The organism is Acetobacter ghanensis (assembly GCF_001499675.1).
GTDB classification, from domain to species: domain Bacteria; phylum Pseudomonadota; class Alphaproteobacteria; order Acetobacterales; family Acetobacteraceae; genus Acetobacter; species Acetobacter ghanensis.
Genome location: NZ_LN609302.1, coordinates 781,805 through 805,372, shown reverse-complemented (window position 1 = coordinate 805,372; position 23,568 = coordinate 781,805). Strand labels below are relative to the sequence as shown.

At 55.5% G+C, this 23,568-nt stretch carries 36 protein-coding genes and 1 tRNA gene; 21 read left to right on the top strand and 16 right to left on the bottom strand.

The genetic code is table 11. From position 1 onward, the window contains the following. Positions 1-154: 154 nt before the first annotated feature. The 9 genes from AGA_RS03875 to AGA_RS03835 all read right to left on the bottom strand — a co-directional run bounded on the left by AGA_RS03875 (position 155) and on the right by AGA_RS03835 (position 4,736). Positions 155-415, bottom strand: coding sequence for a hypothetical protein (locus AGA_RS03875; protein WP_059023106.1), 261 nt, complete (start codon positions 413-415; stop codon positions 155-157). Between the two features lie 34 nt (positions 416-449). After that, entirely contained in the window at positions 450-647 is a 198-nt protein-coding gene (locus AGA_RS03870; protein ID WP_157065294.1) for a hypothetical protein, read from the bottom strand. 215 nt (positions 648-862) lie between these two features. Next, positions 863-1,588 carry a hypothetical protein gene (locus AGA_RS03865; RefSeq protein WP_157065293.1) on the bottom strand — a complete coding sequence of 242 codons (726 nt, stop codon included), beginning with the start codon at positions 1,586-1,588 and terminating at the stop codon, positions 863-865. 154 nt (positions 1,589-1,742) lie between these two features. Beyond that, positions 1,743-2,567 (bottom strand): YdaU family protein, encoded by an 825-nt coding sequence (locus tag AGA_RS03860; RefSeq protein ID WP_059023103.1) that lies wholly within the window; start codon positions 2,565-2,567, stop codon positions 1,743-1,745. After that, positions 2,564-3,301 (bottom strand): hypothetical protein, encoded by a 738-nt coding sequence (locus AGA_RS03855; protein WP_059023102.1) that lies wholly within the window; start codon positions 3,299-3,301, stop codon positions 2,564-2,566. Before AGA_RS03855 ends, AGA_RS03860 begins: the two co-directional genes overlap by 4 nt. Further along, entirely contained in the window at positions 3,298-3,789 is a 492-nt protein-coding gene (locus tag AGA_RS03850) for a RuvC family protein (protein WP_059023101.1), read from the bottom strand. Before AGA_RS03850 ends, AGA_RS03855 begins: the two co-directional genes overlap by 4 nt. Before the next feature lie 2 nt (positions 3,790-3,791). Next, a complete protein-coding gene (locus AGA_RS03845) occupies positions 3,792-4,061 on the bottom strand; it encodes a DUF2312 domain-containing protein (RefSeq protein WP_059023100.1) in 270 nt (89 codons plus the stop codon). Further along, on the bottom strand, positions 4,061-4,288 hold the full coding sequence (locus tag AGA_RS03840) for a hypothetical protein (protein ID WP_059023099.1): 228 nt from the start codon (positions 4,286-4,288) through the stop codon (positions 4,061-4,063). Before AGA_RS03840 ends, AGA_RS03845 begins: the two co-directional genes overlap by 1 nt. Positions 4,289-4,346: 58 nt before the next feature. Continuing rightward, positions 4,347-4,736, bottom strand: a complete 390-nt coding sequence (locus AGA_RS03835; RefSeq protein ID WP_059023098.1) for a hypothetical protein — start codon at positions 4,734-4,736, stop codon at positions 4,347-4,349. 98 nt (positions 4,737-4,834) lie between these two features. On the opposite strand from AGA_RS03835, the gene AGA_RS03830 reads away from it, so the two are divergent. Then, the gene (locus tag AGA_RS03830) at positions 4,835-5,092 is read left to right on the top strand and encodes a hypothetical protein (RefSeq protein WP_059023097.1); all 258 of its coding nucleotides are present in this window, start codon (positions 4,835-4,837) and stop codon (positions 5,090-5,092) included. Here AGA_RS03830 and AGA_RS13655 read toward each other — a convergent pair. The 3 genes from AGA_RS13655 to AGA_RS03815 are packed head-to-tail and all read right to left on the bottom strand — an operon-like array spanning position 5,089 to position 6,182. After that, a complete protein-coding gene (locus AGA_RS13655) occupies positions 5,089-5,562 on the bottom strand; it encodes a hypothetical protein (RefSeq protein ID WP_157065292.1) in 474 nt (157 codons plus the stop codon). The two genes, AGA_RS03830 and AGA_RS13655, sit on opposite strands and share 4 nt — an antisense overlap. Before the next feature lies 1 nt (position 5,563). Next, the gene (locus AGA_RS03820) at positions 5,564-5,773 is read right to left on the bottom strand and encodes a hypothetical protein (protein ID WP_059023095.1); all 210 of its coding nucleotides are present in this window, start codon (positions 5,771-5,773) and stop codon (positions 5,564-5,566) included. Continuing rightward, positions 5,757-6,182: a hypothetical protein gene (locus AGA_RS03815; RefSeq protein WP_059023094.1), complete on the bottom strand. Its 426-nt coding sequence runs from the start codon at positions 6,180-6,182 to the stop codon at positions 5,757-5,759. Before AGA_RS03815 ends, AGA_RS03820 begins: the two co-directional genes overlap by 17 nt. A gap of 360 nt (positions 6,183-6,542) precedes the next feature. Here AGA_RS03815 and AGA_RS03810 point away from each other — a divergent pair, with 360 nt between their 5' ends. From AGA_RS03810 to AGA_RS03735, 15 genes are all read left to right on the top strand, one after another. Further along, the gene (locus AGA_RS03810) at positions 6,543-7,181 is read left to right on the top strand and encodes a LexA family transcriptional regulator (RefSeq protein ID WP_231945999.1); all 639 of its coding nucleotides are present in this window, start codon (positions 6,543-6,545) and stop codon (positions 7,179-7,181) included. A gap of 350 nt (positions 7,182-7,531) precedes the next feature. Then, on the top strand, positions 7,532-7,978 hold the full coding sequence (locus tag AGA_RS03800; protein WP_157065291.1) for a hypothetical protein: 447 nt from the start codon (positions 7,532-7,534) through the stop codon (positions 7,976-7,978). 117 nt (positions 7,979-8,095) lie between these two features. Beyond that, positions 8,096-8,818 carry a phage antirepressor KilAC domain-containing protein gene (locus tag AGA_RS03795; RefSeq protein WP_083503534.1) on the top strand — a complete coding sequence of 241 codons (723 nt, stop codon included), beginning with the start codon at positions 8,096-8,098 and terminating at the stop codon, positions 8,816-8,818. 11 nt (positions 8,819-8,829) lie between these two features. Beyond that, positions 8,830-9,087, top strand: a complete 258-nt coding sequence (locus tag AGA_RS03790; protein WP_157065290.1) for a hypothetical protein — start codon at positions 8,830-8,832, stop codon at positions 9,085-9,087. A gap of 3 nt (positions 9,088-9,090) precedes the next feature. Further along, entirely contained in the window at positions 9,091-9,444 is a 354-nt protein-coding gene (locus AGA_RS03785; protein WP_059023088.1) for a hypothetical protein, read from the top strand. Between the two features lie 78 nt (positions 9,445-9,522). Further along, positions 9,523-9,840: a hypothetical protein gene (locus AGA_RS03780; RefSeq protein WP_059023087.1), complete on the top strand. Its 318-nt coding sequence runs from the start codon at positions 9,523-9,525 to the stop codon at positions 9,838-9,840. Continuing rightward, entirely contained in the window at positions 9,837-10,037 is a 201-nt protein-coding gene (locus AGA_RS03775; RefSeq protein WP_157065289.1) for a hypothetical protein, read from the top strand. The genes AGA_RS03780 and AGA_RS03775 overlap by 4 nt, the downstream gene beginning before the upstream one ends. Next, the gene (locus tag AGA_RS03770) at positions 10,034-10,495 is read left to right on the top strand and encodes a hypothetical protein (RefSeq protein ID WP_059023085.1); all 462 of its coding nucleotides are present in this window, start codon (positions 10,034-10,036) and stop codon (positions 10,493-10,495) included. Before AGA_RS03775 ends, AGA_RS03770 begins: the two co-directional genes overlap by 4 nt. Position 10,496: 1 nt before the next feature. Next, positions 10,497-11,312, top strand: a complete 816-nt coding sequence (locus AGA_RS03765) for a recombinase RecT (RefSeq protein WP_059023084.1) — start codon at positions 10,497-10,499, stop codon at positions 11,310-11,312. Continuing rightward, positions 11,309-11,704: a hypothetical protein gene (locus AGA_RS03760; protein ID WP_059023083.1), complete on the top strand. Its 396-nt coding sequence runs from the start codon at positions 11,309-11,311 to the stop codon at positions 11,702-11,704. The genes AGA_RS03765 and AGA_RS03760 overlap by 4 nt, the downstream gene beginning before the upstream one ends. Positions 11,705-11,864: 160 nt before the next feature. After that, a complete protein-coding gene (locus tag AGA_RS03755; RefSeq protein ID WP_059023082.1) occupies positions 11,865-12,419 on the top strand; it encodes a TMF family protein in 555 nt (184 codons plus the stop codon). A gap of 183 nt (positions 12,420-12,602) precedes the next feature. Then, positions 12,603-12,974: a hypothetical protein gene (locus tag AGA_RS03750; protein ID WP_059023081.1), complete on the top strand. Its 372-nt coding sequence runs from the start codon at positions 12,603-12,605 to the stop codon at positions 12,972-12,974. Positions 12,975-13,079: 105 nt separating this feature from the next. Then, entirely contained in the window at positions 13,080-13,394 is a 315-nt protein-coding gene (locus tag AGA_RS03745; RefSeq protein ID WP_059023080.1) for a hypothetical protein, read from the top strand. Continuing rightward, positions 13,394-13,789 carry a hypothetical protein gene (locus tag AGA_RS03740; protein ID WP_157065288.1) on the top strand — a complete coding sequence of 132 codons (396 nt, stop codon included), beginning with the start codon at positions 13,394-13,396 and terminating at the stop codon, positions 13,787-13,789. The genes AGA_RS03745 and AGA_RS03740 overlap by 1 nt, the downstream gene beginning before the upstream one ends. 231 nt (positions 13,790-14,020) lie before the next feature. After that, on the top strand, positions 14,021-15,085 hold the full coding sequence (locus tag AGA_RS03735; protein WP_231945998.1) for a tyrosine-type recombinase/integrase: 1,065 nt from the start codon (positions 14,021-14,023) through the stop codon (positions 15,083-15,085). 129 nt (positions 15,086-15,214) lie between these two features. Here AGA_RS03735 and AGA_RS03730 read toward each other — a convergent pair. Continuing rightward, positions 15,215-15,289, bottom strand: a tRNA-Val gene (locus AGA_RS03730). A gap of 66 nt (positions 15,290-15,355) precedes the next feature. On the opposite strand from AGA_RS03730, the gene AGA_RS03725 reads away from it, so the two are divergent. The 3 genes from AGA_RS03725 to AGA_RS03715 all read left to right on the top strand — a co-directional run bounded on the left by AGA_RS03725 (position 15,356) and on the right by AGA_RS03715 (position 19,129). Then, positions 15,356-16,300, top strand: a complete 945-nt coding sequence (locus AGA_RS03725; protein ID WP_059024632.1) for an N-formylglutamate amidohydrolase — start codon at positions 15,356-15,358, stop codon at positions 16,298-16,300. A 135-nt stretch (positions 16,301-16,435) separates the two neighbouring features. Next, complete coding sequence (htpG, locus tag AGA_RS03720; protein WP_059023077.1) at positions 16,436-18,316, top strand: molecular chaperone HtpG; 1,881 nt, start codon at positions 16,436-16,438, stop codon at positions 18,314-18,316. A 285-nt stretch (positions 18,317-18,601) separates the two neighbouring features. Continuing rightward, positions 18,602-19,129, top strand: coding sequence for a DUF2501 domain-containing protein (locus AGA_RS03715; protein ID WP_059024631.1), 528 nt, complete (start codon positions 18,602-18,604; stop codon positions 19,127-19,129). A gap of 82 nt (positions 19,130-19,211) precedes the next feature. Here AGA_RS03715 and mazG read toward each other — a convergent pair whose 3' ends face one another. Further along, positions 19,212-20,114 carry a nucleoside triphosphate pyrophosphohydrolase gene (mazG, locus tag AGA_RS03710; protein ID WP_083503533.1) on the bottom strand — a complete coding sequence of 301 codons (903 nt, stop codon included), beginning with the start codon at positions 20,112-20,114 and terminating at the stop codon, positions 19,212-19,214. Positions 20,115-20,252: 138 nt separating this feature from the next. Between mazG and argC the strand changes: the two genes are divergently transcribed. Both argC and AGA_RS03700 read left to right on the top strand, forming a co-directional pair. Next, complete coding sequence (gene argC / locus AGA_RS03705) at positions 20,253-21,173, top strand: N-acetyl-gamma-glutamyl-phosphate reductase (protein WP_059024629.1); 921 nt, start codon at positions 20,253-20,255, stop codon at positions 21,171-21,173. Positions 21,174-21,205: 32 nt separating this feature from the next. Next, positions 21,206-21,937 (top strand): SDR family NAD(P)-dependent oxidoreductase, encoded by a 732-nt coding sequence (locus AGA_RS03700; protein WP_059024628.1) that lies wholly within the window; start codon positions 21,206-21,208, stop codon positions 21,935-21,937. Positions 21,938-22,209: 272 nt separating this feature from the next. Here the strand turns inward: AGA_RS03700 and AGA_RS03695 are convergent, their stop codons facing one another. Continuing rightward, positions 22,210-22,407: a hypothetical protein gene (locus tag AGA_RS03695; protein WP_059023076.1), complete on the bottom strand. Its 198-nt coding sequence runs from the start codon at positions 22,405-22,407 to the stop codon at positions 22,210-22,212. Between the two features lie 14 nt (positions 22,408-22,421). Then, entirely contained in the window at positions 22,422-23,558 is a 1,137-nt protein-coding gene (cydB, locus tag AGA_RS03690; RefSeq protein ID WP_059023075.1) for a cytochrome d ubiquinol oxidase subunit II, read from the bottom strand. Between the last annotated feature and the right edge of the window lie 10 nt (positions 23,559-23,568).

Below are 23,568 nucleotides of genomic sequence, written 5' to 3'. Positions count from 1 at the left end.
GGAAAAATGAACGCTTTTTACGATGGCTTTTCATACCACCAACAGAATCACAAAACCCCACGAATGTACAGCGAAAACGCGCGTCACCCTGCGTTTCTACGTGTCGATATTTTGCGACAGTACCCGCTATCCACAGGGTTGTACACAGACGGGGTTAATTCCCTGGCACCGGTGCTGATCCTCCATAACGTTCCGTCATGATCAATCCACTCCGAAATCCCTCAATAACGACACCATCATCAAATTTTATTTTAACGGGGAACCCTTTGGAGGAATTTACCGAATCTACGCACACTCCATTTTCATCAATTTTTCTTTTAAACGGAGCATCCGCATCGGGGCCAACCCTAACCTTGTCGCCCGGTAAAATAATTGTTTCTTCAGCCAAAACAACTTCATGAGCATTATTGGTCATCACAGAATCCTTTCACTGACCGTGAAACGGTACCCTAAGCCACTTTTGGACCCCGCTGCCAATCACGAAACAACGGCAAAATCTCCTCATCCAACAACCCCTCCTCCGGCGCATGAAGTGGGATCGGGTGCAGCTCAATATGCGGCACCCGCACCGGTCCGCACCCTTCGGTAGTCATGAAATCCACCAGCTCTTCCGGGTCTGGCTCGTGGCCGGTTCCCCATTCGGTCATGACCATCTCCTCACTGTCAGGCAGAGGGATGCGACCGCAGAAATAGCCATCCAGCACCCCGCTAATGTCCACGCAACAACCGGCGCGCTGGCAGCGATACACGCTCCCACAACGCACCCCAAACACCCAACCCAGAACAACAACGCTAATTTCAACATACCCCTAAAATCCTCCACAATGCCCGCACAGGGCAGTCTAACGCCCAGACATAACGATTACCGAGAAAAGACCTTCCCCGCGCTCTCCGACAAACCTCGCGGCTCTTTGGGTGAATTGAAGCCCATAGCGGCAGCCAGAGACGCGGCGCGCTCCAAAACTTCAATCCTCTGGCGTGTCACGTTCAGCAGGTCTCCAGACAGCCCGGGCAGTTCCCGCTTGAGGGCGGCGGCAAGGGCGCGGCCTGTCAGCCCTTCGGCACCTTCCGGCGTCCACGATCCAAACTTCCGAATGCGCTCATCCTCGGCGGTCTGGGCCTGCAATCGCGCCGTTGCCTCAGCCGCCTTCTTCCGCACAGCCTCGCGGGCCTCTGGCGTTTTCGGCTCGCGGACAGGCTCCTCACGGGGCGTGCAACGAGAGACCATGCGCACACCAGCCAGCCGGGAGCGAAGCGGGGCAAGCTGATCCTCCATGAACTCCACGAACTCAGCGGCAGCCGGGAAAAACTTGAACCGCCGCACGGCCAGCCTCAGCGTGTCGGGCGTCCACACGATGGCGGGCATTCCCTCGCAAGCCATGGCTACGGCCATTTTGCGCATCTGGAGTGCCTGCTCGTCCTGCGGGTTGGCCACGGCTGCGTTCAGCATGTCGAGGAACCGGTCCACTTCCACGCCTAGCCGGTCGTTCGGCATCGGCTCCATGGCCCGCTCAAGGTCGGGCAGGATGCGCTTGGCCTCGGCAACCACAGCGCCAGACGGCTGCGGCTTGGGTCCGAGTGAGATCACCAGTCCCGGAGCGGCATCGCCACGGCGCAGGCGGTCCCGGCGCTCCTGCTCGGTTTCGGTGGGGCCAACACGCTCAACAGCGCGGGTGTCGATGGCCCCAAGCAGGGCTGACTGAGGGCCGGAACGCGCTGCCCGGCGTAGTGCGAAATCTGGGTCATGCTACCGTCCTGTCGCCGTATTGGCGCTGCATCCGTTCGAACTGCTGGGAGAGCGGGGATTGTGGCTTGCCGGTTGAAGCCTTGGCGGTTCCTCGCTTCGAGGCGTCCTGTCTGCACCAGTTTTTCCACGTTCCCGACCAACTCACCTTGCGAGCCTTAGCCCCAGCCAGATCGTGCCAGTAGTTCCGAAACACCTCGGCAACCTCTGTCGGGTTCAGGCCGAGGCTCAGGGCATACGATCGGTCCTCCGGGCTGGGCTGCCAATCTTCGGGCAGTCTGTGGCCGCGAGGGTCGGGTTTGGCGGGGGGCGCGGAAGCCGAAGGCGCACCACACACTAATTCTGACCGTAGGGAAGAATTATGTGATGGTGATGGTGACGCGGACGCGCATGACGCGCACGTACAATGCGGTTTGCATGCCTGTTTGTTTCCGTTTTGCACATCCAAACCGGATGCATTTGCATATGCATTTGCATCAGTTTTGCATTCCTCTTTCGACCATCTTGCATTGGCTGCCGCACTGCGTTTGCTGCTTTTTTCTGATGCAATTCCAAGCTCAGTATCCATGCGCTTCTGATGCAAAAGCCCATCTTCTCCCTTGGAAAAGAAGCGTTTTAGCGTGGGCCAGATGGACTTGTCCCAAGCCTTCCTGTCTGCTCTGGCGATTGCCGAAAGCTCATCCATATCGTCAGGCAATGGGCCTTGCCGCCAGTACTCCATCATAAGCAAAAAATATGCCCCATGTTGGAGGGTAGAAAGGCGCATCGTATCAGCCAAATAATCGCCGATATAAACGGGCATCCATGTCTTGATTTTGCTCATGACACCTCACCCACATTCTTGCGGATCACCTCAAACTCATAGACCCAGACCCACGGGTTCGCGCCTACGGATTTCGTTTCATGCTCGCCGTAAAGGTCTGTCCAGATGTGGTCTAAAAAGGCGCGCTTTGCAGACGACAGCGTGGGCCGTTCAGTGTCCCGGCCAGACCATAGAGCATGCTTGCCAAATTCTTCTTTCCGGACGCCCTCAGCCCGCGCATCGTCCTCAGAAATATCCTGCAGCCGCTCTGCCCGGATATTCGTCACGCGCAGGGTTAGGCGGCTGGCCCAGCGGGGCATGTGGATGGAGGGGAAATATCCGATAGCTCCATCATTTTCATCAGCGCGATAAACAATATCGCCTCCTAATGCCTGGTATACATCCGAGACTTTCCAAACACCTTGACCGGTGTGAGACCACGTTTCCCGCACCCACAGTAGGTCGCTGGGAATGTATGGGCATTTACCCACATAAGGACCGCACCTGTCGTCCTCTGTCCACCAGCACCAATCTTCGCTCATTCCTCTAGGGTTGGCCGTTGTTTTTCTCTTGGAGCAATAGGCATCTATGTAAGGCGCTGGATGCTTGGCCACATGGTTGGGATGAACACCACCGACGTATGGTTGCGGCTGAACCTTCATAACCCGCCGCGTCTGTGTCTTCCGGCCTTCCAGAAGCGCGCGAACCATCGGGCCGGAGAAGATTATGGGCTTTGCGATTGTTTCTTTCTTCATGCCGGTATCCCCATATTCTCCATGGCGCGGATGCCAAACAAACCGATCATCACGGCTTCGGCCCGGCCATCGTCTTTCACGCGGGAGAACAGCGCAGCATCGGACGGGAACAGTTCACAGGCACGTTGCCGGGCGGCTCCCTTGTCGGCTGGGCAGGAAAGCGCCTTCTTCCAGTCCTGCGGCCGCACCTTGGTCAGAGGGATGCCAGAAGCGGCACAAACGCCCTCGATAACGCCAACACCACGCCCAAAAGAGAACGCGCCTACAGCGCCCTCCCCGGGCCTGACGGAAACATTCTCAACGAACAGATGGTCGGGTGCATGAGCGCGCAAATGTGCTGCCAGCATGGCCGGGTTAATCACCCGGCGCGTGGTCCTGCCAACCTTGATATAGTCAATCGGCATATCCAGAACTTCCACGATCTGGGCTTTCCAGTTCAGGATTGCGATTGCGCCGCCTGCGCCGGGGTCTATGGATGCAATTTTCATGATCACATCCCCAATGCCCTGCGGTAGATATCGAGCAGGGTTTCCTGCTCTTCCACCTCGCTCGGCTCTTGCTTGCGAATGCGGATGATCTGGCGAATGACCTTCACATCGAAGCCAGCGCTTTTCGCCTCCGTGAAAATATCCTTAATGTCGCCAGCGAGGCCCTTGCGTTCCTCTTCCAGACGCTCCACCCGTTCTATGATGGAGCGCAGGCGGTCGGCTGCGATGCCGCCTACAGCGGGGTCGTTGTGATCTTTCGGGAATTCAGACATCACAAGCTCTCCATCGGATAATACTCAGGGGCAGGCCGTACGACTTTCACGCCAGCGGCCTTCAAAACCTTGTCGGTGAATGGCTTGGAGCCATTGGTCATTTCATTGAGGGATTGCCTCGATATGCCAACGGAACGCGCCGCCTCTGCTTCTGACCGGAAAGTGTCAAGCCAACGCCTGACAAATCCCAATACCTCGCCTTGCGTTAGGCTATTGCGGCGGGTCATTCTCCACACTCCCGCGCCAGACGGTCGGCCTTGGCCTGCAACCGGTCCGCCTTTTCATTCAGCCAGTCGGCAAGCTCTCGGAAATAGAAGGCCCTGTTGAGTGCACGCCCGGCACGCCTGCGGGTATGGCGTGCGCGCCATTGGAGGAATAATCGCCCCATTTGCGGTCCCATTCTTCTGTCCTGGCGCGATAAAGGGCGGCCTGATGTTCGGCTCGTGCCTTCATCTGCTCCAGATGATTTCGGTAAAGGCGTTCCACATTCAGGAAGATATGCGCCGGTATGACGCTCCATTCCCCGTAGAACAGCCGCTTAATCTGTCCGTCCGTCAGCCCGGTCTTGCGGGCCACGGACGCAAAGGCTTGTTTCAGGCCAGACCGTGTGCCGCTGGCCTCAACGATTTCATGCAGTTGCATCTGAACCTGTTGTGCGATGGCTTCAGGCGTCATGTCTGACCGCCTTTCTGCTCTCGCGGATAACAATTCTCTCTCCACGGAATTTTCCCCTGCCATTCTCGGTTTTGCGGAACACGAGAACTGGAGAAACAATGAAGAAGGAGACCGAATTCGGAACTCTGGAGTATGGCGGCCGGTACGCGCTGGACACGTTGAACGCGTGTGACGCAATGCCGGCCGCCATGCACGACACTCCGTTCCTCTGGCAGTCTACTGTCAGAGCAGCGGAGCTATGGTCGTTCCTGCACCCATACGCGACCATCCAGCAGCGCAAGGAGCTGCTGGCGGAAGTCGCGCGAAAGCTGGGGGTTGAGGATGCAGTTGCGGGCATGGGTTCGTGCGAGGGTTAAAGCGCCAAGGGCTCGCGGTATTTTTCAAGGCCGCGCCATATGGCATCCATGGCAATAGGATGCCCCGCAGGAAGAGGCTCTCGCCCCAAACCGGCCCGCAGGCTAGGCTTTTCTTCTGGCGCCAACGGCTCCTGAAACAGGGCCGGGTTTTCGCTCTGGGCAATCCTTTTTGCCACGCCATACCAATTTGCCAGCGTATTAATGGACACACCCACATGCTGCGCGACCGCCGTTTTGGTCATACCCTTGCGCACAAGGGGCAATATCCTCTCAACGCCTTCACTCATTGAGCAAGGAGGCGACAATCTGCGCGGCTCCTCGGTTTTTCGTACAACGCTTTTAACTGTTGATAGGCCTGAACTCGTTGCTTCGGCGATTGCTTTAAGCGTCATACCTTTGGCGCGCAGAGCGAGAATCTTCTTGTTCCGCTCCTCAACGAGCTTGTTCAGACCGGCTTTTTTCGCAGTCATATCATTTCACCTTCATGCAAAGGATGATCACATCGCCGTCACGGATTTCGACGCATTGGGGACGGCCTGCCATGCGCAGGGCATCCGGCGAGAGGGAGGGAGAGCCAAAGGCCGTCCATTCCTTTGCGTAATGCGGGCGGCAGTACGCTGCGCGGTAGCCGGGCGGTACCATTGCGCGTTTGGGGGGGGGCGCTTCATGCTGCACCGCCATGCGTACGTGCAGCTTCCTCGGTATCTCCGGAAGCGGCTACCGTTTCAGTGCGTGAGGGAGTCGGAAGCTCCTGATCGCTGATGTTTTCTTTTTGAGAGGAATTTTCTTTATGAACAGAGAAGCGCTTATTCTGCACATCGCTCTCAACCTTGCTACCGCAGACGGCAGGCGCGTCAACAACAATGCCATTACTGGAATCAAGAGCATTGATGCCGATCCCGACTATATCGCCAATGTGTTCTCGAGAGCTGTCGCTATCGTTGACGGGAAAACAGACTTCAACTGATAACTTTCCGGCGCAGTAGAGTCTGATTGTCTCGGCGGCTTCGGTAAGCTCGACTGCCGAGATACGCGTGCCCTTATATAGAGCAAGGGCCGATTCCATAGCGATACAATGATCCTCACTCATCGCCCCGCCTCCTGCGTTGGGGTGCGCTTTGGGGCATCGGCGGGGTTTTCGCGAATATATTTCCGGATGCGCTGCTCGCTCTTAACCAGCAAGGAGCCGCCATTCCTCAGCCTTGAAAGAAGGCGACTGTCATTCACAGTCAGGCGGCCAAATGTGGATTCAGCGATTCCGCGCGCCGCTACGTATCGCTCAATATCCCGGACAAGTTCTCTATGAGGTTCCATGAGGGGAGTTTAGTGTGATATGTCACACTTCGTCAATCGAAAAAGGTGTGATACGTCGCACCTGCCACAAGCTGCTTAAATGTGTGACCATTCCCATATGGAAAGGCACCCAACAGCAGACGAAATTGAGCGCCGAATGGCACTTCTCAGCACCAACCCCAAGAAGCTCGCGAGAAGCGCGGGGGTCGGGGAAACTTACGTACGCGACCTTCTTACGGGCCGCTCCAGAAACCCGACGATAGATAAGCTGCAAAAAATCGCGGGGGCCTTGGGCTGCACTGTAGATGATCTTGAGCGCTCATTTGCTGAAGGTGCGCCGGAATCCGATTTACCCTCTGTCGTGCAATCCGCTCCGGAAGGGTACGCCGCCGTTGCGTTCCTCTCTTCTCGCGCTGGTATGGGCGGCGGTCAGATGGTGGACTCATCCATATATGGGGAGCCAAAATACTTCGAAGAGTCATTCATCAAGCACGACCTGCGCGCCTCTCCCGCTGATTTAATCGTAGTTCAAGTTGAGGGGCAGTCAATGGAGCCAATGCTCCAGAACGGCGATACAGTGATCGTTGACCGTCGGAAAAACAGCGTGATTGAGCCGGGCATCTTTGTGCTTTTCGACGGTGACGGCGTGGTCTGCAAATGGGTGGAGCGCGTCCATGGCGCGGAGGAACCGACCATTCGCATCAAGTCAGAGAACCCCCGCTTTTCTGATTATGAAGTGCTGGCTGAGTCCTGCCAGATAGTTGGACGCGTCGTCTGGTTTGCTCGGAGGCTCTAGTGCGCTGGAGCGCGTGATGACCATTTCAGAAAAAAATGAGAACGACAAGAAGGCATATTGCCCCCTTTTAATCAACGCAGGCGCTGGATTGTGAAGTTAGATTTCTTAGTCGAAGCCCTAAAAGGGCAACCATATTTAGTAGTTGCATCAATAATAGGCGGGACTCTGGCGGGAGGCGTTACCGTAAACAGACATTCTGTTTTTCTCGGGTCTGCCGCCGTTATTGTTTTCGTCCTGGGAGCGCTATTCCAAATTTTTTCTGATAAAATTGAATTCAATCGGCTCCTCATGCTAGAGCGGGTAGAGGTCGAAGCTCGACGCGCAATTGAAAGAAAGTGGAGAAGAAGAGAATGAGCGAATCTTTCTTGATTTCACTCGCAATATGCGCGGTATCAGCGACCGCTCTGTCTAGAATTGTTGGCGGTGCATATTGGCGGCAATCGTTCATACTCGAACAAAGAATTTCTGCCATGAAACGCCACAATGAGGCATTAGATGAGCTGCTGTCAGATGCCGAAATCGGCGATGACATCAAAGAAGCCGTTTGCCGGATTGGAGAAGATTGCTTCACTGAGGTCACGGCTATTTCTCTGTTAGATGAACTTAAAAATATGCCCACCCCTCGACGCGAAGCGGGGAAAAGCGGGCAGGCTCCTATTATTTCGGATGCCATAGGAACCGCATTAGACGTAGCCGTTACCTTCGCGGCAGCACGCGAAGTTATACCCGAAAAAAAACGAGTATTTGTTATGCGCAACCCATTGATAGCAGCAAAAGCCATTAAATTAGCAATCTGACCACCTACCCCGGCCCAGCGCCGGGATATTTTTTATCTATGCGGTGTGATATTTCCCATTGACGTAGTGTGACATTTCACACTAGCATCACCCCATCAACCAAACAGGTGATGGGCAATGACCTCCACACTCGCAATTCTCGGAACGATGATACGGCAGGACGCAGAAGGCCGGTTCTGCCTGAATGACTGCCATAAGGCTGCTGGTGGCGATGCTGCCAAGAAGCCCGCAAACTTCCTTCGGCTGGATACAACCAAGGCGCTGATCGCGGAAATCTCCCGTTGCTCAGATGTGAGCAACGCCCCTGTCAACGTAAAGCAGGGTGGGAATGACCAAGGTTCTTACGCCTGCCGCGAACTGATCTACGCATATGGCGAATGGATCAGCGCATCTTTCCACCTCACCGTAATCCGCTCCTTTGACGCGCTGGTGACTGGCCAAGCCCCAGCCATTGACCTGAACGACCCAGCCTTCCTGCGCCAGACACTGCTCGGATACACCGAGAAGGTGATTGCGCTTCAGGCTGAGAATGCTGCCCTCGCTCCCAAGGCAGAAGTGGCCGACAAGATTGCGGAGAGCGCTGGCCTCTACACCCTGAACCTGTCTGCCAAGGCAGCAAACATGCCGCTTCAACAGTTTGTCCGCGCCGCCCATGCAAACGGGTTCATCTTCAAGCAGAACGGCAAATGGAACGCCTACGCCGAAAAGGTGAAGGCTGGGTTCTGCCACGTCAAATTCCACCCATACCGTGACCGTGATGGTGACGAACGCTTTAGCCCGCAGGTGTTTTTCACACCCAAGGGAATTACGCGCCTCGTTCAGATCACAGGCCAGCACTGAGGGTTATGGCAATGAACAACACACACCCCCAAAAACCAATAACCCAGCAATGGGACTTCATCGCCACACAGTGGGCGCTGGAGGCTCTGTATAACCCGTTCGTGCAGGTCGCCATTGGCATTGCCTTCTGGGGCGCTGCGGCCGCTTACATCTGCCTTGCGGATAGCGCCATGCCGGTCGTTGCAGACTGCCTGAACGTCCTCTTCTTCCCGTGGAACATCGTGGCCGATCTGACCGGTCTGCCACGTGCTCCGCATTTGGAGGGTTGAGGGGTGAGTGAAGCGAAGTTTACGCCGGGGCCTTGGCATCTGGAAGCTGGATTTGAAAGCTCTCCGGGAGATTTCGAAGAATACTGGCAGGTTCATGACGGCCAAGATGCAATCGTATGCTCAAGCAGCTTTTGCACGGCAGAAAATAAAGAAGCCAACGCCCGCCTAATCGCCGCAGCACCTGAGCTTTACGAGGCTTTGAATGGTCTTCTGAGGACTCTTGCAGAGAGCGGTATCGAGTTAGATAGCTTATCGTCTCCTACCCCCCTGATCAACCTCCTCAATACTGAGGAAGAGTATGCAGTTTTGGAACAATCTCGAGCTGCTCTCGCGAAAGCCCGAGGTGAAGCCCCCTGATGCCCCCGCACTTCCCGGCTCGCGGGCCGGGTTTTGTGGCCGCATTGGCCGAATGTTTCCCACGAGGGAGTTTGGAAAATGTCTTACAAAAACGAGGCGTACGAGAAGGCGCTTAACGAAGGCATGTTCAGCACTGAGGGGCTGACACCTTTTGTTGCCATTGAAGTGCAAAAGTATGAAACGGCAATCGTAAACCTGCTGCGCGTGGCAGATGCGATGCAGTTCCCGTTCTTCACCGACAACAAGTTCGCTGCTGTTGAATTGGCTTTTGCCGAGGAAGCCATTGGCGACATGGTTTGCGCGGTGCGTGAACTTCACGAAAAGAACCGTCTGGATCGCGGCCTTGTCGCACAAACGCGACATGACGCCATGCGTGGGCTGGAGGTGGCGGCGTGATGCTTACTGAATCTCAAAGGGCCGATCTGGCTAGCATCATTACTCTGGCCGCTTCATGCCTGCGTGAGGAAGAAGTGCACTTGGATACCGCTCACTTCTTTCAGCATACGGGGGCCAAGTTGGCGCTGAGCATACGCCCCAAGCGTGAGCCAGCATTCTCTGCCGAACTTATGCGGGCTCAGGAGGTGGTGGCGTGAGCGATCCTCTCCTCACCACCGCCAACCGCATCCACGCAGACGTTCTGCGCCCGGCTATAGCGGCATGGAGCCGCTTCATTACGGCCATACGTGAACCGGGTGCGAATATTGATGCCTGCTATCTGGAACTTATCGGGGCGGCAGAAGAGCTGGAGCGCAAGGGCAAGCAGGCCGTGCAGCTTATGCGTCCTGAACTGGCGCAGCGTATGCAGGCTGATGGCGTCACCGGGTTCCAGTCGGAAAACTGGAAGGCCAGCCTGCGAGATAAGCCGCCGGAGCCTTTCGTGACGGATGAAAAGGCATTGAAGGCCGCGCATCCGGAACTCTGGCAGCCACAGCCCGACAAGTTCCAGACCAACGAAATGAAAAAACTCGCCCGGAAGAAAAGCCTTCCCGGTGTTTCCTTAACCAATGGCGGCGCACCCGTTCTGGTCGTTAGCGCCCGTAAGGATGGTTGATATGAGTAATTCCCTGACAACAGCAGGCAATCACACGCCCGCTATACAGATCACTACCTTTGACCAGCTCATGCGCTTTGCGGGCATTGCTGCAAAGAGCGGCATGGTTCCACAGGCATACAGCAACAAGCCGGAAGCCGTCTTGATTGCCGTCCAAATGGGTTCCGAGCTTGGTCTTGCTCCCCTGCAGTCCCTGCAAAATATCGCCGTAATCAATGGCCGTCCTAGCGTATGGGGTGACGCCCTTCTTGGTCTCGTGAAGGCGGCGCCCGTTTGCGATGATGTGATTGAGCATATCGAAGGTGATGGCGATCATATGGTCGCGGTCTGCATTGCCAAGCGCAAGGGGAAGTCGCCCGTTGAGCGCCGCTTTAGCGTGGCCGATGCTCAGGCGGCAAGCCTCTGGAATAAGCAGGGGCCATGGAAGCAGTATCCGAAGCGTATGCTGCAAATGCGTGCCCGTGGCTTTGCTCTTCGCGATGCTTTTCCGGACGTGCTGCGCGGCCTGATCACGGCGGAGGAAGCGCAAGACACTCCTCAGGAAACAGTTGATATTACACCACGCCAAGAGCGCATTGCAGAACCCAAGCCCATAGACCACCGCGCCATATTCCAAGAGCGCCTTGCTGGCTGCACAGATGCCAACTGCACAGATACGCTCTGGCAGACATGGCAGCGTACTCTGGCTCGTGCCCAAGAAGCAGGTCGCCCTATCCCCGAAGACGTGCAATCCGATGTGCAGGACATGATTGCTGCCAAGCGCGCCGAGTTTGCGCAGGAACATGCGGCCGCGCCGGTTGATGAGGTGCCAGCATGACCCAGAAGAAACTCGAAATCATCGGCCCGTACACGCCGGAGCATGAGGGGCCGTTTTGCACTCGGGATGGAAGGCCGGTACGGATTTTGTGCCGGGATATGAAAGGAGACTTCCCCATTGCGGGTGCTGTTTATCATGCCGGTGCTCTGGGAAAAGAAGCTGTCTGTTCCTATGACCCGGAAGGATGGGCGACCAAGGCAAAGGTAGATCATCCTTACGACCTCATGAACGCCCGAGAAGTCCCTGTGGCGCGGGAGTTTTGGGTGAATGAGTATTCTTGGGGGTTTGGTCCTCTTATGGCTTCCTATGAGGGGGCGAGGCAAAAGCGCGACTTAGGCCAATACATCCGCACCATCCACGTCCGCGAAGTCCTGCCGGGAGAGGGTGAATGAAATTATCTTTGTATACCGTTGAATTTACGGTCTGGGATAATGGAGTGAGGCATTTGAGGGCTTCGTTGTGGGCGTTCCATGAAGATGATGCCAAACGGCGCGTGAAACTTGCTTATGCGGACACTTCCGATTTTGAATTTTATTCTGTGGAGAAAGGCGAATGACCGACCAGAAACCCACCGGCGTGTTCGTGCAGTTCCCGCTGGCCGAAGCCCAAGTCTCTGCATGTAGTGATGCGCGCGCGAAAGCGGGGGTTGAGCAGGGTAAGCCCACGACGACATCTACGTTTGAAGCTGCGCTGCTTGCCATCGGCACGCCTGTGCAGGGTGGGGAGTTGGGGGTTGTAGATTATTTTGAATATGCACCAGAATATCACGATCAGGGAATGGGCTGCGGGTTAGAAGACCGCAACATACATGACCGATACGAAGCGATGAGTTACGGATGGGATCAAGCCCTAGAACGCGCCTGCTCTGAGTTCCCTGAAACTGTCCTCCAATCAGACGCCCTCGCCAAACTTGCCGAGAAGGACGCGGAGATTGCGCGGTTGCGGGAGGCGCTTGAAAGCCTCGAAAATGCAAATAATAACCTCTGTTTTATGCGCAGTAACGATACTTACCAGAGCATGATGCGCGATGGATGCGGAGATTTACTGGCAAAACTAGACGATGCTCGGCGTGCTGCTCGCGAAGCCCTGAAAGACGGCGCGGCATGACCATCCCCACAAACCGACCCAACCCAGAAAGATACTGCCGTGGTTGCGGAGCTTCTGAAACAGAACGGCAGGAGATACTTTCTAACGGCTGTCTAAATTGTTGCCCAGATAGGGGCATAAATGATGTCATTGAGGAAAGGCATGGCGTCCCTGCCACATCAGAAAACCGGGAGGCATGGCTCGATGACTAACAAAAACTGGCCCAACCCCGAGCGGCCCGGCACAGTAAATGAAACTTGCTACGTGGCTCTCAACAACATCACAACCCTTACGGAGCAGGCGAGGAAGAATATCGCAGTCGCATCTGGCGCGCGAAAGATGGCAAAGGCAGTTTTCCCATTCCTGGCGGAGATCGACAGGCAAGTTATCGCTGCTCGCAATTCCATCCCCGCCCTCACCCCCGCGCAAATAGACGAGATGCTAGCGGGGGAGCGGGAGCGTGCCGCTCAAAAGGCAATCCGCATCGGTGAAAGCTGGAATGGCACTGAACTTTCACCGACTAATACGGCACGTGCCATTGCTCATGCAATCCGCAACCTGGGAGACGCACCATGAAGGTATTGTTAGGGATCATAATCGGGTCGGTGATTGCGATTGGATTAGGAGCTTTTTACCTGATCTGCCTCCTAAAATCGTTTGGCAGGAAATGGGGTTAGCGCCATGATGACGAGAGAGGAGCAGACGCTAGAACTGGCCAAACGATTAGCTTACCCGCTGCGTTATGATGATGGCCATATACGCGAGGCTGAAGACATGATCCTAGAAGCCGAACACCGTGCAGAACAGCGCGTGCGGGCGGAGATTGGGCTGGATAGTGAGCGGTTGGATTGGATCGGCACGCAAGATGTTGTCATCGGTGAGTATGGCGGCAATCCACAATGGGAGAAGGTGCTACTCGCTCGCTACCAGCGGACACTTCCTGCTGATCTTCTCGATATTCGCGTGACCATCGACGCAGCGCGGGAGGTGGGGTGATGACTGACCCAAGAATAGAAGCGGCTGCACGGGCGATATGTAGCGAGATATTCTGCATGGATTGGAATAATGCAGATGTATCCAGAAAAGATGAATGCATTGCGGCCAGTCGGGTTGCCCTCGCGGCAGCAGACGCGGCGGCTTGGAGGTCGATTGAGAGTGCGCCGAGGGATACTAACATTCTGACCCATTATGAGGATGGGCGTGTGATGGCAGACCGCTTTCCATATCGCGGAATGCTTGAATGGCAGGAGCAGTTTGATAAGCCTCCAACCCACTGGCAGCCATTCCCCTCCCCACCAAACACAGAAGCATCACCAGCCCCCGAAACCATAACCATTCCAGAGGTGCGCAACGACCGGCCTATTCCGGTGAAGGGAGGAGTGGATGGGTGAGGTTCTGCCTGATCTTATGACGCTGCCAGACGTGCTGGAGCGGTTGCGTGGGAAGATAGGGCGGTGCCGCCTACTCGACCACCTTCGCGACTGTCCGGAATATGCAGGAGGCCCCACGCATCGCAGGTGGGGCCGGAAGTATCTATTTTCTCCCCAAGACTATGAAAGGCTTATTGAGAGTATCGAATGCCCCTCAAGATCGTCACAGTCCCAAAATCGAAAAATCTCTACATGCGCGGCACTATCGCCGGGCAAAGCATATTCGAAAGCACTGGAACGGCTAACAAGAGGATCGCAGAAGAAATCCGCCGCAAGCGCGAGGCAGAACTCTGGAACGAAACAATCTATGGCAAGCGCGCAGTCATAACCTTTGCTGAGGCGGTCACAGCTTATCTTGATGATAAGCCCCGATCACCAGCCACCCACAAGTACCTCCTGCGCCTTCTCAAGTACTTTGGCGAAAGAAGGCTGACTGAAATCAGCCAAGCATCTTTAAAAGGGGCATATGCAGCCATTCTTGAGGATGGTGAAGAAGCAACTCCAGCGACAAAAAAGCGGGCTGTCAGAACCCCATTGCAAGCAATCCTAGAGTTTGGAGCAATACAAGGCTGGTGCGACCGACCAGCGTTTGCCCCTATCTCTATACAATCCAAACCAAAAAAATTCCTGCGCCCAGACGAGGCAACGCAGCTTGTTGCTCATGCCGCCCTACACTTGCAGCCCCTATTCGTCTTTCTAATCGGGACCGGCTGCCGACTGTCTGAGGCCCTCGATCTGGAATGGAGTGATGTTGATTTGTGGGGCGCGCGCGCTGTCGTCTGGCAGAAGCAGGGGAACCAGAGGCACATTGATATGCCGCCATGCGTAATTGACTGGCTGAAGCGCATAGAATGGCGGGAAGGTCACGTATTCCGCCCCGTAACGCAAACCCGAAAAGGCTCCGTTATCGGTGAGCGGTACCACAACTCTGCAAGGCAATATGGGGGGCAGATAAAAAACGGATGGGCTGGGGCTTGCAGGCGTGCAGGTCTGCCGGGGCGATTGCGTGAATGGATTCCTGCGGGCCAAACTTCTTTGCAATCGTGCTTTGTGCCCGACTTCACGCCACACGATCTTCGGCATACGTGGGCCTCTTGGCACTACTGCGTACACCGAGACCTTCTCCGGCTCCAAACGGACGGCGCATGGAGCAACATCAATACGGTGACAATATACGCCAAGTTGATGCCAGAGGCGTATAAGGACCAGATAGAGAGATGGTGGAGGGATGGGCCGTGTGTGGGGAATGCGGCCTAAAATGCTCCACGGATTTTCCACAGATACCAGCCTGAAACCATAGACAATGGTGGACTGAAATAGATTTAAACGAGTGGAAAATTTCCGCGGGGGACATGGTGAAAACCGCAGTTTTCTGCGGCTCAGGAATGGTGGGCGCAACAGGGATTGAACCTGTGACCCCTACCATGTCAAGGTAGTGCTCTACCGCTGAGCTATGCGCCCATTCCTGATGTGTGTGGGCCTTTTATCCTCCTTGCCTTGCAAGCGCAAGCCCACAATAGTGGGAATATGAAAAATTTTGCGTCCTCCCTGTTTCCTCCAAGCCTGAAGCGTTTTTTTCAGGCCCAGCAGGAAGCGAACAGAGAGGAAAACCCCAGCAGGCAGGCTGCTCCTGCCCCTGTTATGCTCTCTGGCACACCTGGTGCCGGGCCTGTTGTGCTGGCCTCCCCCCACTCCGGGCATTTTTACCCCGAAGCGTTTGTGCAGGCCGCACGCCAACCACTGGACATTCTACGCAGCGGCGAAGACAGTTTTGTTGATGAACTTGCCAAAGGGGCTCAGGCACTGGGGCCACCGTTAATTCACGCAACTTTTCCGCGCGTATTCTGCGATGTAAACCGGGCAGCATGGGACCTAGACAGCCGCATGTTCCACGGCACCATTCCCTCTTTTGTCTCTCCATCTGAACGGGGGCTGGCAGGGCTAGGTTCTATTCCTCGCATTGTCGCGGACCGACGCCCCATTTATCGGCAACGTCTGCCGTTTATGGAAGCGGCCCTGCGTATCCGCCATTATTGGATGCCATACCATGCCGCACTGGCGGGCCTGCTAGAGGCTGCCCTTAAACAGTACGGTTTTTGCTTGTTGCTGGACCTGCACTCCATGCCCGATGCCCTACAAGCTGGCTCGCCGGACTTTGTGCTGGGGGACCGCTACGGTACGTCCTGCTCACGACACCTGACCAACGTGGCAGAACAGACATTGCAAGGTCTGGGATTTAAGACCGCCCGAAACCACCCCTATGCAGGCGGATACATTACACGCCATTACGGCCGCCCCAGCACCAACATGCACGCCCTGCAAATAGAAATGCGCCGAGGTCTTTATATGGAGGAAAGCACACGCACCCCCCACGAAGGCTTTGCCGCGTTGACCGATGCGTTGACCATTCTTGTTGAGCAGATTTTGGCGCACGTCCCCACGCAGAAGAACACCCACCATCACGCCCCCTGATAAGCCTGCGTCAGATATTGAAAACAAGCTCCAGCCACCACATCTGTTCAAGCATAACAGGCAGTGGTGCATACCCTCAACGGTATGGCATACACTGCGCATAGAGATATTTAGCGTGATTGACAGGACCGTAGCATGACAGAAGCAACCCCGAACACTACAGCGCATCAGGGAAGTGAAACGCGTGAATTCAGCGCGGAAGTTGGACGGCTGCTTGATCTGGTTGTACATTCGCTCTACTCCGAGCGCGAAATTTTCCTGCGCGAACTGGTCGCAAACTCTGCGGATGCGACCGACCGCCGCCGTTTTGAAGCCCTGACCGATGCCGCGCAGGCCCTGCCCGAAAATGCCAAGATCAGCATCAACCCGGACAAAGATGCCCGTCTGCTGACAATTAGTGATGATGGGTCAGGCATGAGCCGGGAGGAACTGGTGGCCAACCTTGGCACCATTGCCCGCTCTGGCACCCGCGCATTTGGCCAGAAGCTTGAAAACGCAAAGCCCGAAGACCGTCCAAGCCTGATCGGCCAGTTTGGGGTCGGCTTTTATGCGGCCTTCATGGTGGCGGACAAGGTGGATGTTGTCTCCCGCCGGGCAGGGTCGGATGAAGCATGGCGCTGGTCGTCCGATGGCAGAGGGTCCTATACGCTGGAGCCCGCCACGCGTGAGAAAGCGGGCACCGACATTACCCTGCACATCAAATCCGATGCGGATGAATTTCTGGACCCGTGGCGCCTGCAGGCCATTATTCGCAAATGGTCGGACCACATTGCATGGCCCGTTACCATCATGCGTGAAGGCAAGGAAGAAGCCGCAAACGAAGGCACAGCCCTGTGGCGCAAGTCCCGCAATGATGTAACGGAAGAACAGCTTGAGGAATTTTACCGCCACATAACCCACAACTTTGACAAACCGTGGGACACGCTGCACTGGCGCGCAGAAGGCACAATGGAATTTTCCGCCCTGCTGTTCGTGCCTTCATCCCGCCCGTTTGAGTTTGGTGAACAAACGCGTGAGAGCAAGGTGCGCCTGCATGTGCGCCGGATGTTCATTACCGACGATGCAGAAATTCTGCCGCCATGGCTGCGCTTTGTGCAGGGTGTGGTTGATACGGAAGACCTGCCTCTTAACGTCTCGCGCGAGATGTTGCAGGCAACGCCCATTCTGGCCCGCATCCGCAAGGCCGTCACCACCAAGGTGGTGAACGAACTGAAAAGCCGCGCCAAAGATGCGCAAAGCTATGCCACATTCTGGGAGAATTTTGGCCCGGTTCTGAAAGAAGGCATGTGGGATGACCCCACATACAAAACCGATGTAGCTGCCCTAAGCCGCTTCCGCTCCAGCGCCGTGGACGGTCTGACTTCTCTGGACGACTACATCACCCGTATGAAGCCGGAGCAGGACGCCATTTACTACGTAACGGGCGACAGTGCAGACGTGCTGAACGCCTCTCCCCAGATTGAAGGGTTTAAAGCGCGTGGCGTGGAGGTCCTTCTGCTGTCCGACCCAGTAGACTCCTTCTGGCCCGAACGCCTTGGCACGTACGAAGGCAAAAGCCTGCGCAACGTTGCACAGGGGCTGAATGATCTGGAAAAATTTGGGGCACCTGAGGCCGATGCGGCTGAAAAAGCCGACATGGATACCCTGCTCCCAGCCCTGAAGACCGCTCTGGGCGATGCCGTATCCGACATCCGGGCAACTGACAGGCTGGTTACCAGCGCCATGGTGCTCAGCGCCCCAGAAGGCGGGCCGGACCTCCAGTTGCGCAAACTGATGCAGCGCAGCGGGCAAGACCTGCCGGACGTAACGCCGGTACTGGAACTTAACCCCGCGCATCCCATTGTGCACACGCTGGCGCAGCGAGTGAAGGAAGGCGACAATATTGATACGCTAGCACACATCCTGCTTGATGTTGCCAACATTCAGAATGGTGAAACGCCAAAGGATGTCAATGCCTTCTCGCGCCGGGTCATGGACTATTTGGCTGGTAGTGCAGCGCCCTCCTCTTCCAAATAAACCCCATAAAAACGGGCACATCACTTTTTATTGACGACCACGGAACGGCTGGAGATTTTCTCCAGCCGTTTTTATTACTAACAGTTATGCCTATTATTTTTAAAAATTCACTGAATTTTACTTATTATACCAACGTATGCATGTTCATGACCATGCAGTCTCAATGAACCCAACCACTCCCCGCGCTTTATAAACATATGCACAACAGGAAGTATGACGGATAACAGGACAATCTGCTTCCGCTCACCTCTAATTTTGTATTCCTGTATCATGGGGAATATTTATATGCTTTTTTCCAAACAGACTGTCGCTCTCTCTGTTCTTATTCTGTCTTTGGGAAGTGTTAATGCCACACAGGCCCAAACAATTGCCGCTGAATTACCACCAGGCACAACCACGCCAACACCTCCCCCCGGCGCATTACCCGCCACAAACCCCGCCAACCCAGATTCTGCCCCTACTCAGGGCGCGCAGATTATCAACAACGTTACAGGCACCATCACAGCCGCAACGCCCGGTGCGCTTGAAGAAAACGGCCTACCCAGCATGAACCAGGCAGGGGCCGGTAATGTGGCCGGGTTGCTGGCCTACTGCATTCATAAGAACTACGTTTATGGCACAACATCACGCAGCGTAGCGCGCACCCTTGCCAAACAGCAGACGGTTCAGAAAGACCCTTACTATTCAATTGGGGGACAGGGGCTACTCCAAAATGGCACAACAACCCCTTTTGACATAGCAACCCTTGCCACCCCGGAGCGGGTCAAACTCTGTAGCGCCCTGACCAAAAAAGGGCAGACCCTGCTCCCTTAATCGATGCCATTGGTGCTGTTCATAAGGACACTGGCGTGGGAAGACCAGACAACAGAACCCACCACGCCAGTTTACAAACCCCTTAGGGTTTTTCTGTCTGTTTTACTGCACACCACAAGGAATCAAGTTTTTCCACACTCTGGTCCTGCATACTCAATCCATCCTGTGCCAGACGAGCTTCTACGGCTTCAAACCGCCGGGTAAATTTGTCACACGCCTGCCTTAGGCAGGCTTCTGGGTCCAGTTTCAGACGACGTGCAAGGCTGGCAACAGAGAACAGGACATCACCCAATTCATCCTGCATTTTTTCCCGGTCACCTTTTTGCATTTCTACCGAAAATTCGTTGATCTCCTCATGAACCTTATCCAGAACACCACTTACGTCTGGCCAGTCAAACCCCACACGGGCAGCGCGTGATGCAAGTTTTGAGGCCCGAAGCAGAGCTGGCAGCATCGGCGGCACCCCTGCAAGCGCCCCCAAGGGCTGAACCCCCGCCTGCACCAAAGACTTACGCTCCTGCTCCTTAAGCGCTTCCCACTGCCCCGGCATGGCGCTGGCCGATGCGTTACCAGCCATCCGGGGAGTCTGTGCGGCTTCCCCCAACACATCCTTGCCGAACGTGACATGCGGGTGCCGACGGATCATTTTTTCCGTCACAATCCGGGCGACATCGGCAAAATCGAACCTGCCCTGCTCTTCCGCCAGTTGAGCCTGATAGACCACCTGCAACAGCAGATCCCCCAATTCATCGGGAAAAGCCTGCCAGTCCTGCCGCTGAATGGCATCCAGAACCTCATAGGCTTCCTCTATGGCATAGGGTGCTATGGTCTCATGCGTTTGCTCCCTGTCCCACGGGCACCCTCCCTCCGGATCCCGCAGGCGCGCCATAAGGGCAAGCAGACGCTCAATATTGCGGGCAGCGTTCTGCCGGTTCTGTGCCGTGCCAGAAGCGGAAGCAACGGGGGGCTGGGTTGTCTTGGTCATGGTTTTTAGCCTGTTCTGGTGGTCTGCCGCACACGGAGTGGGGTCTTATGTGTTAAACATTGTGCCATAACCATGCGCTACGTCTATGCGCTTGCAGGCATAAAGCCTAACCTACCGCCAGAACCAGAAGAGGAAGGCATGACACAGAAACCCGTTATCTTCATTGATGGCGAAGCAGGCACAACAGGGCTGGAAATACGCGAGCGCCTCTCCTCCCTGCCTGTTACGCTGTTTTCAATCGACCACGCCCGGCGCAAGGACCCCGCCGCCCGCAAGGACGCCATGGCCGCAGCCGATCTGGTGGTTCTGTGTCTGCCAGACGATGCCTCGCGCGAGGCCGTGCATATGGCGGCAACGCTGGGGGATGCCGCCCCTCGCCTGCTGGATGCCAGCACCGCGTTCCGCACTGACTCCACATGGGTTTATGGCTTTCCCGAACTGACCAAAGGTCAGGACCGGGCCATTGCCAGTGCTCCGCGCGTGTCCAACCCCGGCTGCTACCCCACTGGAGCCATTGCCCTGCTGCGTCCGTTAATTGATGCAGGCGTGCTGGATGCCCGCTACCCCGTCTGCATTAACGCGGTCAGCGGTTATTCAGGGGGTGGCCGCAGCATGATCGAAGCCCATGAACGTGACGGTGGACCGGCTTTTGAACTGTATGGCCTCTCGCTTGAGCACAAGCATGTGCCCGAAATTCACCAACATGCTGGCCTTGGCCGCCGCCCTGTTTTTGTGCCGTCTGTAGGGCATTTCCCCCGGGGGATGATTGTATCCATTCCCCTGCATCTGGATGACCTGAGCGGCCACATTACCGGGAGTGATTTGCACACCATTCTGGAAGAGCACTATGCAGGCCAGGCACATGTGCGCGTCATGCCCCACGAGCCCAAACTATCTGCCGAGGCTCTGGCGGGGAGTGACAAAATGGAACTGCGCGTACATGCAGGCACACAGACCAGACAAGCCCTGCTGACCGCCCGCCTGGACAATCTGGGCAAGGGGGCATCTGGTGCGGCATTGCAGAATATCAGCCTGATGCTGGGTTTGAACAACGCCTGAAAACAGGCTTAAATTTGGAAGGTTTTATTATCATGAGCAATCGTGTTGCTATTGTAACCGGCGGCAGCCGCGGCATTGGAGCCGCCATTGCAGAAGCACTGGCAAAAGATGGATATGATATTGCCATTTCCTATTCCAGCAGCTCTGGCGCTGCGGAAAAAGTAGCTGAAAAAATACGCGCTCTGGGCCGCAAGGCGCTTACCATCAAAGCCAATGGCACATCGGTCGAAGGCAACCGGGAAGTGATTGCCGAAACCATGGTCGCCTTTGGCCGTATTGATGCGCTGGTCTGCAACGCAGGAACCTACCCCTACGGTCCGATTGATGAAATGACGGTCGCACAGATCGACAACATCCTGAACCTGAACGTGCGGGCCGTTATGGTAGAAACCATGGAAGCCGTAAAACATATGAAGGAAGGCGGGCGGATTATCTACATCGGGTCCGCTTTTGGGGCACGGGCTCCCTTCCCCGGTATTTCTCTCTATGCTGCAACCAAAGCAGCCCTGCGTGGTTTTGCCAAAGGTGTCGCCCGTGATCTGGGGAGCCGGGGCATTACTGCCAATGTGATCGAACCCGGTCCGATCCATACTGACATGAACCCGGAAGATGGCGAAGGTGCAGCACTCATCAGCAGCTTTGTGGCTACTGGCACTTACGGCAAGGTGGACGATATTGCTTCCATGGCGGCTTTTCTGGCCAGCCCCAAAGCATCCTATATTACTGGCGCTGCTTTGCCCGTAGATGGCGGTCTGGAAGCCTGATTTCCAGACTTATTCATAAAAGAGCATTTAAGACTTCAATTTTTCTCGTTCCCCTCGGCCCATCATGGTCGAGGGGATTTTTATTGTATGCCTTAAACAAAAACAGCCTGCGCACACACGGTACGCAGGCTGTCTCTTTGTGAGTGCTTCCCTGATGTCAGAATTACAGGCTAGGGAAACATCTTCTTAATAACAGAAAATGCCATTATATAAAACGATAAATACAAAAAAGGCACAAAGAATATAATAGCTTCCAGATCACCCATCATGGATCAGAACTCCCCTTCTGGCGCATGGTGTTCTGCCTGCGCATCAAACAAAACAGCACCTGCAGCTGCGACCAGAACAATCATGACGGTGCCAACAGCCCAGGCAAAATACCAAGGCCCCTGATCTCCCACAAAAACGGCAAACAGCAAGGCTACGGCCAGAGCCAGACCAAGGCCTGCAAAACGCAGTAATATGACCATCTGCTCTCTCCTTTTCAGTAACTATGCGTATCTTTGATGATGTCTTCCGTACGCACCTTGCCGCGCATAACGTAGTAGCACCAGGATGTGTAACACAGGATAAGTGGCACAAAGACCAGCGCCACAGCCAGCATACAGGTCAGCCCATACTGGCTGGCAGAACTGTTCCAGATTGTCAGGCTCTGATCCGGGTTGGTAGTGGACGGCATAAAGAATGGGAACATCGCCGCTGCAACCGTGCCAATAGTACCCAGCCATGACCCAAGGCCCATCCACCATGCCACAGAGGGTTTATTGGCCCGCACAAACGCCACACCCGCTAGCATGGAGACAACGCCCACTACAGGCAGCAACCACAGCACAGGGTGCAGCGCGTAGTTATTCAGCCACGCCCCAACCTGCATACTTACCTGCTGGCAATGCATGGGGTTGGCAGGCATTGCAGGATTCCCCTGCTCCAGCACAAAACCACGCATCCCCCGAACCCAGACACCACCAATAAGGAACAGCGCAGCGGCAATAACGCCTGCGCAACTGGCATAACGGCGGGCACGGGCATAAATCGGGTTTTCCGCACGGATCATCAGCATGACGCCACCCTGCATAACGCTCAGGGAAACAGCCATAAGACCACACAGAATGGCAAATGGGTTCAGCAGGTAACTCAGGAATGAACCATCCTGAAAATACTGCCCGGTCCAGTTAAAGTGATACCCCACACCCTGCAGGATATTCCCAAAAGCCGCCCCATACACAAACATGGGCAGAAAGCCAGAAAACAGAAAGACCCAGTCCCAGCTTGCACGCCACAGGCGGGCATCTGCCTTGGAGCGGTATTCAAACGCAACAGGCCGCAGGATCATGCTGAACAAAAGCAGGATCATGACCACATAGAAAACGGAAAAGGATGTGGCATACAGGGTGGGAAAAGCGGCAAAAATAGCCCCCCCACCCAGAATGAACCACACCTGATTACCATCCCAGTGCGGGCCAATAATATTAAGCGCTGTACGGCGCTCCCCATCCGTGCGCCCAATAAAGCGCAACAGGGTGCCTACCCCCATATCCATGCCCACCATCAGGCCCAGCCCGATTAGCAGCACACACAGAAGACCAGCCCAGATAAGCTTGAGAATAACGTAGAGGTCCATAATGCAAGAT